General features: G+C 44.8%; 1 protein-coding gene and 1 pseudogene. Both read left to right on the top strand.

Features of this window, described 5'->3' with window-relative positions; translation table 11 throughout:
* Window positions 1-2,208 (top strand): GH92 family glycosyl hydrolase (locus DW862_RS25445; RefSeq protein ID WP_133304349.1); only part of this gene is annotated, 2,208 nt, incomplete at its 5' end.
* A 104-nt stretch (window positions 2,209-2,312) separates the two neighbouring features.
* Window positions 2,313-3,457, top strand: a pseudogene (locus DW862_RS25440) (glycoside hydrolase family 125 protein); the annotation flags it as partial.

Genomic DNA, 3,457 nt, shown 5'->3' with positions numbered 1-3,457 from the left:
GTTAGTCCGCTGGTTGGTACGCAGTCAAAGCACGCATTATCTACCGGAAATACTTACCCTGCCATTGCGCTGCCCTGGGGAATGAATTTTTGGGTTCCGCAGACTGGTAAAATGGGCGATGGATGGGCCTATACGTATGACGCTGACAAGATCAGAGGATTCAAACAAACCCATCAGCCAAGTCCCTGGATCAATGATTACGGTCAATTTGCCATCATGCCGGTAACCGGTAAGGCAGTATTTAATCAGGATGAGCGTGCCAGTTGGTTCTCTCATAAAGCTGAAACGGCTACTCCTTATTATTATAAAGTATATCTTGCCGATCATGATGTAGTGACCGAAATTACTCCGACAGAGAGAGCGGCTGCTTTTCGTTTCACTTTCCCCGAAAACGACCACTCTTATGTAGTGGTAGACGCCTTTGATAAAGGTTCGTTTGTGAAAGTAATCCCTTCGGAGAACAAGATTATCGGTTATACCACTAAAAACAGCGGTGGTGTTCCTGCCAACTTTAAGAACTATTTTGTACTAGTATTCGACAAACCGTTTACTTATACGGCTGCCGTAGCCAGTGGTGTGATTGACACCAACAAACTGGAAGCGACAGACAATCATGCCGGTGCATTGATCGGTTTCAAAACCCGCAAGGGCGAACAGGTAAATGTGCGTGTGGCTTCCTCTTTTATCAGCCCTGAACAGGCGGAACTGAACCTGAAAGAGCTGGGTACGGACAACATTGAACAGATTGCTGCGAAAGGTCGCAAGGTATGGAACGATGTTTTAGGACGTATTGAAGTGAAAGATGATGATATCGATCATTTGCGTACCTTCTACTCTTGTCTGTATCGTTCAGTATTATTTCCCAGAAGTTTCTACGAGATAGATGCTAAAGGAGACGTGATGCACTACAGCCCTTATAATGGTGAAGTACTTCCGGGATATATGTTTACCGATACCGGTTTCTGGGATACGTTCCGTTGTCTTTTCCCATTCCTTAACCTGATGTATCCATCCATGAATACAAAGATGCAGGAAGGATTGGTGAACACTTATAAAGAAAGCGGATTCCTGCCGGAATGGGCAAGTCCGGGACACAGAGGTTGCATGGTTGGAAACAACTCCGCTTCCGTAGTTGCCGATGCCTACCTGAAAGGATTGAAAGGATACGATATCGAGACATTGTGGGAAGCCGTGAAACACGGAGCGAATGCAGTGCATCCGAATGTTCGTTCTACCGGACGATTAGGACATGAGTATTATAATAAGTTGGGATATGTACCTTATAATGTAGGTATTAACGAGAATGCAGCCCGTACACTGGAATATGCATACGATGACTGGTGTATCTATCAATTGGGTAAAGCCTTGAAGAAACCGAAAAAAGAGATTGAAATATTTGCAAAGCGTGCAATGAATTATAAGAATCTCTACGATCCCGAACACAAACTGATGCGTGGTAAAAATGAAGACGGTACGTTCCAGTCTCCGTTCAATCCGTTGAAGTGGGGGGATGCCTTTACGGAAGGTAATAGCTGGCATTATACCTGGTCGGTATTCCACGATCCTCAAGGTCTGATCGATTTGATGGGTGGTAAAGACGGATTCAACCAAATGATGGACTCTGTATTTATTCTTCCTCCGATTTTCGATGAAAGTTATTATCGAGCCGTTATTCATGAAATCCGTGAAATGCAGATTATGAACATGGGCAATTATGCACATGGCAACCAGCCGATTCAGCACATGCTCTATATGTACAACTATTCCGGCCAACCCTGGAAAGCGCAACATTGGATTCGTGAAGTGATGGACAAACTTTATACTCCTGCTCCCGACGGTTATTGCGGTGATGAGGACAACGGTCAGACTTCTGCCTGGTATGTATTCTCGGCAATGGGATTCTATCCGGTATGTCCGGGTACGGATGAATATGTTTTGGGTACTCCCTACTTCAAGGAGATGAAGCTGCATCTGGAAAACGGAAAGACGGTGACTATCTCTGCTCCGAATAACGGAGACGACAAGCGTTACATTTCATCAATGACATTGAACGGTAAAGAATATACCAAAAACTATCTGACCCATCAGGACCTGTTGAATGGCGCTAGCATTTCTTACAAAATGGATGCGAAACCCAATCAGCAACGTGGTACCAAAGAGTCCGATTTCCCTTATTCTTTCTCTAACGAATTTAAAAAGAAGAAGTAATCATGAAGAAACAGATCAAATATATCAGCGCAGGTATGCTGGCAGGTATGCTTCTCTGTGGCGGGGAGCTGCAAGCCTCCAACCGTATGACGGAAATGCATGTATGTCTGGCGGATGCTATTCAGAAAGATAACCGCCCGGAAATATCCAATCGTTTGTTCCGTTCCAATGCGGTAGAGAAGGAGATTCTCCGTGTACAGAAACTGTTGAAGAATGCGAAGTTGGCATGGATGTTTACCAACTGTTTCCCGAATACACTGGATACGACCGTACATTTCCGTAAAGGAAGCGAAGGCAAACCGGATACGTTCGTATATACGGGCGATATTCACGCCATGTGGCTACGCGACTCCGGTGCACAGGTATGGCCTTACGTGCAATTGGCTAATTCGGATCCTGAACTGAAAGAAATGCTGGCAGGTGTTATTCTCCGCCAGTTCAAATGTATCAATATCGATCCGTACGCGAATGCTTTTAATGACGGCGCTATTCCTGACGGTCATTGGATGAGTGACCTTACAGATATGAAACCTGAGTTGCACGAACGTAAATGGGAAATAGACTCCTTGTGTTATCCGTTGCGTTTGGCTTATCATTACTGGAAGACTACCGGAGATGCGAGCATATTCGACGAAGAATGGATTCAGGCAATCACTAATGTACTGAAAACATTCAAAGAGCAACAACGCAAAGACGGAGTAGGTCCTTATAAATTCCAACGTAAGACGGAACGTGCACTAGATACTGTGAGCAATGACGGTCTGGGAGCACCGGTGAAACCAGTCGGTTTGATTGTTTCCAGTTTCCGTCCTTCGGACGATGCTACTACGCTTCAATTCCTGGTTCCTTCCAATTTCTTTGCCGTATCTTCTTTGCGTAAGGCAGCCGAGATTTTGGAGAAGGTAAACAAGAAGACAGCTTTGTCTAAAGAATGTAAGGACTTGGCGCAGGAGGTGGAAACAGCTTTAAAGAAATATGCGGTGTATAACCATCCTAAATATGGTAAAATCTATGCATTCGAGGTAGATGGTTTTGGAAATCATCATCTGATGGACGATGCCAATGTGCCGAGCCTGCTTGCAATGCCTTATTTGGGTGATGTGAATGTAAACGATCCGATTTATCAGAATACCCGCCGTTTTGTGTGGAGTGAGGACAATCCTTATTTCTTTAAAGGCAAGGCAGGCGAAGGAATCGGCGGACCGCATATCGGTTACGATATGGTGTGGCCGATGAGTATTATGATGAA

The sequence above is a fragment of the Bacteroides sp. AM37-9 genome (genome assembly GCF_003603455.1).
Classification (GTDB): domain Bacteria; phylum Bacteroidota; class Bacteroidia; order Bacteroidales; family Bacteroidaceae; genus Bacteroides; species Bacteroides xylanisolvens.
The sequence above is the reverse complement of the archived record's forward strand: the minus strand, read 5'-3'. Positions and strand labels throughout refer to the sequence as shown.